Origin of the sequence: Carboxylicivirga linearis, assembly GCF_018271995.1 — a bacterium.
Lineage (GTDB): Bacteria > Bacteroidota > Bacteroidia > Bacteroidales > Marinilabiliaceae > Carboxylicivirga > Carboxylicivirga linearis.
Window position 1 is genome coordinate 1 of the sequence record NZ_JAGUCO010000044.1, and the last position, 8,001, is coordinate 8,001.

Here is an 8,001-nt window from a genome sequence, read left to right on the forward strand (position 1 = left end):
CTCATTGAGCACTTTCCTTCAAATTCCTGCAGAGCCTTAAACCGAAGAACATGAGGATAATGTTCCAATGGCTCCGCAAGCAGCTTTTCTGCATCTCCCACCTGAACATATGAAATGGTGTAATGACACATCAGGTGCACAAAATTATCAGCATTCACCTTTATTTTATTTCCTGCTATCATTGATGAAATCATTAGAAACAGACTGACTATCAGGATTAAGTTTTTCATAGCTTCAGAATTAATTATTTTTAAGAATGATTAGGGTGTTTTGTCTCAAATGAACCTTTTTCTCCCGGACTGATTTCGTCATGTTGCGTGCCATGTCTCCTGCAGCATTCAGCCCCATATAAGTCAAAGCCTCTCCTTCTGGTGTAAAAAGGACTGAGGGATTAATATCTCCAACCACGTCTTTGTATATTTTTCTTGCTGCACGATCAGGGACGTACAACCCTTTTATTCCATCTGTATCATAAGCTGCAAGATCTACCGGTAAAAAGGTGCCTCTCGCAGGTATGGATGTAACCTGTATCTGCAAACGTTCATTGTCGGATTTACACAAACCATAGATAAGAGTTCCTGCTTTTATATTGATTCCGTCAATCAGAATATCTTTTTCCAGGCATATCATAACCCTGTTCCCGCTTCGGACGGTGCAATCATTCATTACGGATACCATAATTACAGGATCGTCAGTGACAGACTGTCTTTGTAATTTTTCCGAAACTTTCACTTTGAGAACTTCATTTTTATCTTCCGGTTTTCTTTGATATTGCATTTTCTGTAATTCTCTAAGAAGTGAATCATTCTGTCTCGCCATCTTTTCATGATTGTAAATAAGTGTCTCCATGGCTTCAAATGAGGAGAGTGACGGATTTACTTCTCCCACATATGGCTGAGCCTTTTTCTTTTGGGAGTATTGTGATTTTTGAGTTTTAGTCATTTTTGAATTAACCGTAGCTTCTGACTTTGTCACCACTTGCGTTTCCTGAGAACCGGGTTCTGTTAAGGCGTCCTTTACCGATTCCTTCTGTTGATTCATATGTCGGTTCATAATATCCCTGGCTTCTTCTTTGCCTAACTCATCAGACAATTGTATCTGTTCCGGACCTGACAATGAATCGAAGGAAAAGCTGACAGGTCGTTCTTCATTCTGCTTTTCCTGCCTTTGGTAAGCCTCTTTCTTATCCAGTATACCGATCTTACGATCAGCCTCCGGTAACTGATAATTGGCTCCGTCCACCTGTTCTTCAGGCTGTTTAAGATCTGTTCCCTGTCCTCCTCCTAGCACGTAAAATATCAGAAATAAAAAAGGCAGAACAATCAGAGGAGGTACCAGTAATTGCTTGTTTTTAATCAGTATTTCTTTCATCGATCTTCTGTTTTAATAGTTGTTCAAATGAATCTGCGGGCAGCTCAAACGGATTGTTGGATAAGGAAACGGAGTCACAGGTATGAGTCTGTCCTGATTGAGCCTCTGGCATGGAATAATGATTGAATTCCGGTTTCAACTGCTGAATAAAAGACAGGATAAAAAGAACTGCCAACATTCCGGTTATGACTATCCATTTACGAATCCGGCTTCTCCTTACCAGTCGTTTATCCTGATGATCTGCCAATTCAATCCATCGCTTTATCTTTTTCCTGATGTTCATAATCCGGTTTTAATAGTTTTTTCTTCGGGTGGTTCGTAAATCGCTGTTATCCTCTATGATCCAGTTTTCAATCAGGAATCCGTGAGTATTATTGTCTGTTCGGGAAATGTTCCTAAGCCATCCTTTGGTAATCAACTGACGTATGGTGGTATTGCTTTGGCGAACAATTTTCTGTCGTCCGTAATAATGAAACTGATAAGGATAAGATGAAAAATCAACTCTGACAGAATCCGTTTTCAAGGTCATACTCACATTGGAAGCAATCAGACGGTTATACAGATTACTTTCTTTAAAGCTTCTGTATTGTTTCATGGCACTTTGATCAGCCAGATACAATGCTTCCCTGATATTACTTTCGATATATTCGTTATCTGGTTCCAGGGTAAAAAAGAGTTCATGGAATCGTTTCACATGATTTCGGGCTTCCGCCTCCCTGTTCTCTGATATATCAGAACGTAAGGCAAGTAAAAGTGACTGACCATTATCAAGTACATAGATCTTTTGTCTCGAACGTTCTGCCAGTTGTAAAGCCATTAAATAAGAATAGGCTCCAAACCCTATTGATAGAATGGTTGTTATCAAAAGCACATACACTGTCCATCGAAATTTTTGTTGTATATCAAATAGTTGTCTCATGTGTAATCGGGTCGATTTAAGTGATTAGTAATCTATTTCAATGCCCCTTTGCTGACAGCCATCATGGCAGCTGTTCGAAGCATTCTGCCGCCTCCTGTACTTGTTCCTGAAGTATTTATTATCCAGCCTGATATTTTTGGCACCATAGCCAGTCCGCAGATACCACACACCGGAACGATAAGGCCTGTGACAAAGAAAAAAGAAGCTTCATACTGCCCCATACTGTTGATCAATTCTATTTCTTTGCCCAACACATAAACCAACAATTGTTGAGTCAGTGAGAGTACAATCAAGGCGATGGGTAGATACAGATTCACACTGATAAAACGTGCAATCCATTGCAGGTAACTATCCTGAAAACCATCAAAGATGGACAGGGCAAAGACCAACGGACCAAATACGATCAATAAAACACAAAACACGGTTCTCAGAAAAGCAATCAGGTAAACCACCACTTCGAAAGCTACTTCCGTAACATATCTTAATCCTTCCATTGTATAATAAGTAACCTGGTTACGAATGGCTCTCCCTGTAATTATGTTGTAAGTGGTTAATAACACATTAATTCCTTTATCCCATAAGTCAGCTTCTTTGTCAGGATTCTCCACAAAAGCCGGTACATCCACTCTAAGGATGGCCTCCTGCTTTTCAATCAAACGTTGACTAACCAGCTCCTGACGATCAGCATAAATCTCTTCCGATAATTGTGTCAAACCATTGGTGGGTACCATCAGCAACTTTATAAAAGGACCCCAGAAAGTAATTACCAGTACCAGTGCAAAAGGTCTTAACAGAGGTAATATCATAATCGGATTATCAGCTATCAACTGTTCAAAAATCCTTTTGGAGATAAAAAGTAAAGCAGCTATTCCTCCTATGGCTCTTGCCAGTTCTACTAATAGTCGAGCATTATCTATCCCTGCATCAATCAGCAATTCAGTAAAATCAAAGAAGTCCTGTAAATCCATTATCTGTATTATTTATTGAGAAGTGATCTGTTTCTATCTGCCTGCCAGAAAATCCAGATGAGTTTCTTTCATTTGGCTGTAGTATTGCCAATATTTTACTTTTTGAATGGTATATAAGATGGTACCATTCAACTCACCCAAGGCCTTGTTGATTTCTGCATCTGCTTTAATCTTATCTTCCTGAAGACAGTCCATCTTATTGATCATCGAATAGTCTTCCTGTGTGCGTTGAATCTCACTGATAAAAATCTCTGTTAATTCAGCCGGCAGATCCACATTTGTTTCCAGAGATACCTGTGAGTTTAAAAATGCACCCTGATTGGCATATAAATCAGGTATCTCTTTCAGGCGACTGTCTCGCAAAAAAGATTCTATGGCTTCCTGCCCAATTTGATTCAATTGAATGCCTTCAACCTTATTCAGCGTTTTTTCGAGGGTGCTTCTGTCCAGCTCTTTTAACACCAGTTTTAGTCCCTGATAAATCACTTCTTCCGTATAACTCTTCACATCATAAACAGGAACTGAATTCAGGTAATAATAGTAGTGAGACGGATACAACCGAACAAAGAAATGAGGTACCGGAGGTAACCAACCTTTCCAGCATAAGAAAGTGAAGGGATAATCGTTATTCATCGTCGGATAGCGTCCGCTCCATTTCTTGACGGCAAAGGCATCCTGGGCTTCTATTTGTACTCCACTGAATACGAGCAATATCAATAATATGAATAGATTTTTCATCATTCAGTTATTTAAGCCATTGTCATATAAGCTATAGTAAAACGCAAAACTCCTGAGGTCTCCGATTGTATAGCTCTTCATATAAGAAGCATAAAGTATCTTGTTATAGAGATAGCAAATGGTACCATAATGCTGATTAACCTGCCTGTATATCCCGTTGATCACGTCATAGCGGGCTTTATCATCCATCAAAAAGGCTTTATCAATGGTTATGGTATTCAGAACATTAATCACCAGATCCCTACTATCAGTCAGTATAATATCAAAAGCCTGTAGGATAGCCGCGGCCTGTTGCGGTGTAAAATTTTGGTCTTCGAGTAAATGAGGTACTTTCGTTGTATATATCTCGAGTATCTTACTCAAGAGCTCACGTGTTTCCTGGATGCGTTTATAATCTTTGATCAGCCCGGATACATTTTCAACAGCATCCAGTAATTCCTGATCAATACCCAGGAGTTCTCCCGTAAGACCTTTAATATCTCCGTTCAAGGCATGAATCAGCATATTATACCAGTTCATTTTACTGAGTATGCCTTTTTCCTGTGTCCATAAGGCTTCTCTTTGTATTCCTCCTCCAACATCACTAACAGCCAGCTGAGCCTGCATAATCTGATTGCCCGAAAGTAAATAGGTGAAGAGGATAAGTGTAATAAGCTTTTTCATGATGATTGATTTTAGTTTTATATTGTGTTGAGTAACCCGATAAATGATGTGTGATCTTTCATCTTCCCTATCATGCTTTGTTTCTCTTTTTCCTCTGACGTATAACACCAGTATTCCTGACGACTGGTTTCCAAAGCATACACACGAGAGTGGCTTCCCCAGGCGATAAAGCATTCTTTTAATTTTCTATTGGTCGGTAAGTCACTGTTTACCGATAGTATTTGTTCTTTTTGAAAGGAGTTTAATCCCAACACCTGGCTGATGGAATCAAACTTATTGGCAAACTTGCTCATGTCCAGAAGAATCTTGGTATCTGCATTATTAACAATGGCATCCCTGATCAGCGGACTGGAGATTACATCTTCTATCTCCTGAGTAACGACAATGGCTTCTCCAAAGAATTTACGAATGGTTTTAAAGAAGTACTTGATATAAGCTGCCATCTGAGGGGTAGCAATCGCTTTCCAGGCTTCTTCAATACAGATCACTTTTCTGACTCCTTTTAACAATCGCATCTTTTGGAGGAAAATATCAATGATGATTAAAGTGGCTACGGGAAAGATAACCGGATGATCTTTGATATTATCCAGTTCAAAAACAATAAAGGGACAGTCAAAGAATTCATCTGTTTCCATCTGCCGATTTAACAGGTAGCCATATTCTCCATCTCGGTAATATTTACTCAGAATAAAAAAGTATTCACCGCTATTAAAACACAATCCTTTTTCTTTGATCAGTTCGGGAATCCATTCCCGAGCAAAATCATAATAGGTATCGAAAGAATAATTGCTGGTACATTTCTTATAATAGGCCAGCACCGATTGTGCTATCACATCTTTATCTATCTCTGACAACTGAGGTTTATAGATGGTATAGAGTACCGATAAAATGGTTTGCTTACGTTCGGTTGATAGTCCATCGGTCAGAACAAAAGGATTAAATGAGATGGGTTGTTCCTCGGTAAATTCTATATGCATGGCTCCTCCCTGCATCTTTAGTTGCTCATCCAGATAGTGCACCAACATCTCATAACTTCGTCCCACATCCAGTAGCACTGTATGACAGTTATTACTTTCTCCATAATGCCTTAAAAGATGGTTGGTTAAAAATGATTTTCCGGAGCCAGAGCCACCTATGATGATCTTATTCCGGTTATGTACCCAATGCTTCTCCATGGGTTCATCCGAAACATCTACTTTAACGGGACAAGCGTTTTGACGATCTGAAAAATGAATATAAAATGAGGAACGGCTGTTAGTGATACTACCCTCAAAATTCATCAGACAGCAAGCCTGTGGTGCCTGCAATAGCAGGGTTTCTGTTTCCGACAGTTGTGTACTCCCCGGCAAGGAAGCCCAGAACATCAAAGGCAAATCAAAACTATGACGATAGGGAAGACAATTAATGGATGAAAAAGCCGTACCTGCTTCACTTCTCTTCTGCTTCAGCCCCCGGAGTGAATGATCAAAATACATCAGATTACAATGTGCCTGAATAATGGGTTCTCCTGTTTGCTGTACATCTTCCAGAAAATCACTCAGTAAAACAGCATTCAGTTTGTTCTCCGTTGAAAAGCGGGATAAGGAATAGATCTTTTTCTGACTGTTTTCCAGACGAGTCTTAATACCTGACTGGTTACCCATATACAAAAAGGTATTGACAATATGAGAGAAGTTCAGTCCATGACTGACCGGGTAGAGCATGGATACCGGTAAGTGGTTTCCCGGATGACGGCTTACCGGACTGATCTCAGATGGCAGATGGGCATAATCACTCAGACTGCAAAATTCAACAAACTGTCCTCCAACTTTCAAATGATCCCTGAAGTCCGGATTACTTAACATGTTATTGTCCGTTTTAAATCCCAATGTCATATATCGGTTGATGAGTAGCTTCATCTCTTCTTCTCCAAGCTGCTCACATTCAATTCCTGATTGACGAAGTTGCCCGCTGATATTGCAGTGTATTTCTTTCAGCTGATCTCGTTGCCCGGTAATTTTTCTTTTTTGCCTGGTTGGTGTCAGAAGACTGTTCCCCAGCCAGTTTTTTAATAAACCATTGCTCATTATTGAGATGAAGAGATAACTTTCCTGTTTCAGATAGGATCTCCCGTTAAAATGATTCAGGTAACAACTTGTCAGAAACGATTGACTCTGATCTTTTGTAGATTGATAAACGGAATCGAGAAAGACATCCTGTCGGTGCAATAAAACACCCGCAGGTAACATTATCACAATTCGTTTAAAAGCATCATGGATATTGAGCAATTCTTCCCTGCTGCAGGAATAAAGCTCCGGTAATTGAAGTCTGATACCCAATGTCATATCCATTCCCGGTGAGATCAGAATATGATCCTCAAATCCCAAGACAGGTATACAATCAGAAATTGTTTTAGTCTTCATTTGGTTTGATTAATTCAGTGGTCGTACTTTATTATTCTTTTAGGAGACAATCGCATGGATTGCAGCGAACAATAATGAAATCAGGTAATCTGCCTGACATGCGTTTTTTCATATATCCATCGGGACCATATTTCTTCTGCAGCTTATTTAATCTGTAGAGTGCAATCAATAATGATGGCACAATCAGGAAAACTGCAATTAAAGGGCCGGTCAGCAGGTAGAGAATCGTAAATCCTCCAAAGGCTGCCAAAATAGTGTACAGGGCCTTATACACCAGCACACCTGAAAAGCCTTTAATATAGATTCGATCATCTACCTTGCTGATATGATAGTATTCCTTACCCTTCATCTTAACCAAAGAAGGCACCAATAACCACACCCACCAATATCAAAAACAAACAAGCTCCAAACCAACCCATTAGTGCCTTCTGGGTATCCTGATCTCCACTCTGCCACTTTATATACACCCTGATTCCACCTATCAATCCAATGACGGCTCCCAAGGCAATGATCAGATTGGAAATGGGATCAACGTAGGATCTAACTTCAGAGGTTGCCTGATCAATCCCGTCCGATGATTGTGCAATTACAATACTTGTGGCAACAAACAGCATTATCAATGCTGAGTATCCTTTTCGAATAATATTCCTAGTTTTCATATTATTATAGGTTATAGTTAAATGCGGAAGAAGTTGATTTGTCTGCTTTGGATTGTAGCTCCTTGATAAAAGCTTCCCGGTGTTTACTATCGGGATGATCCAGCTCATCTAATGGATAACCGCTTAGATCAGAATCTGAGGACTTACTGACTTCCAGTGCTTGTCCGGCAGACGTTTTTGTAATGGTTTTATCTAAAAGCAAATCGGCTGAATGAATGGTTTTAGTTTGTGGATGACCTGTCTCTTCCTCCAATTCAAAGATCTCAGGTTTGCTTTTGAAT

The 8,001-nt window shown here is 39.7% G+C and carries 11 protein-coding genes; all 11 read right to left on the reverse strand.

What is annotated here, in order from left to right:
* Window positions 1-230: hypothetical protein (locus tag KEM10_RS22930; RefSeq protein WP_212220403.1), on the reverse strand; the 230-nt coding region annotated here is incomplete at its 3' end.
* A 10-nt stretch (window positions 231-240) separates the two neighbouring features.
* The gene (gene traM, locus KEM10_RS22935; RefSeq protein WP_212220407.1) at window positions 241-1,371 is read right to left on the reverse strand and encodes a conjugative transposon protein TraM; all 1,131 of its coding nucleotides are present in this window, start codon (window positions 1,369-1,371) and stop codon (window positions 241-243) included.
* The gene (locus tag KEM10_RS22940) at window positions 1,352-1,654 is read right to left on the reverse strand and encodes a hypothetical protein (protein ID WP_212220410.1); all 303 of its coding nucleotides are present in this window, start codon (window positions 1,652-1,654) and stop codon (window positions 1,352-1,354) included. Before KEM10_RS22940 ends, traM begins: the two co-directional genes overlap by 20 nt.
* A gap of 9 nt (window positions 1,655-1,663) precedes the next feature.
* A complete protein-coding gene (gene traK, locus KEM10_RS22945; RefSeq protein ID WP_212220413.1) occupies window positions 1,664-2,290 on the reverse strand; it encodes a conjugative transposon protein TraK in 627 nt (208 codons plus the stop codon).
* A gap of 32 nt (window positions 2,291-2,322) precedes the next feature.
* Entirely contained in the window at window positions 2,323-3,258 is a 936-nt protein-coding gene (locus KEM10_RS22950; protein WP_212220415.1) for a hypothetical protein, read from the reverse strand.
* A 33-nt stretch (window positions 3,259-3,291) separates the two neighbouring features.
* Entirely contained in the window at window positions 3,292-3,996 is a 705-nt protein-coding gene (locus KEM10_RS22955) for a hypothetical protein (protein WP_212220418.1), read from the reverse strand.
* A 3-nt stretch (window positions 3,997-3,999) separates the two neighbouring features.
* Window positions 4,000-4,659, reverse strand: coding sequence for a hypothetical protein (locus KEM10_RS22960; protein ID WP_212220421.1), 660 nt, complete (start codon window positions 4,657-4,659; stop codon window positions 4,000-4,002).
* 17 nt (window positions 4,660-4,676) lie between these two features.
* On the reverse strand, window positions 4,677-7,061 hold the full coding sequence (locus KEM10_RS22965) for a TraG family conjugative transposon ATPase (RefSeq protein WP_212220424.1): 2,385 nt from the start codon (window positions 7,059-7,061) through the stop codon (window positions 4,677-4,679).
* A 31-nt stretch (window positions 7,062-7,092) separates the two neighbouring features.
* Entirely contained in the window at window positions 7,093-7,410 is a 318-nt protein-coding gene (locus KEM10_RS22970) for a DUF4133 domain-containing protein (protein WP_212220427.1), read from the reverse strand.
* Window position 7,411: 1 nt separating this feature from the next.
* Entirely contained in the window at window positions 7,412-7,720 is a 309-nt protein-coding gene (locus KEM10_RS22975; protein ID WP_212220430.1) for a DUF4134 domain-containing protein, read from the reverse strand.
* A 4-nt stretch (window positions 7,721-7,724) separates the two neighbouring features.
* Window positions 7,725-8,001: hypothetical protein (locus KEM10_RS22980; RefSeq protein ID WP_212220433.1), on the reverse strand; the 277-nt coding region annotated here is incomplete at its 5' end.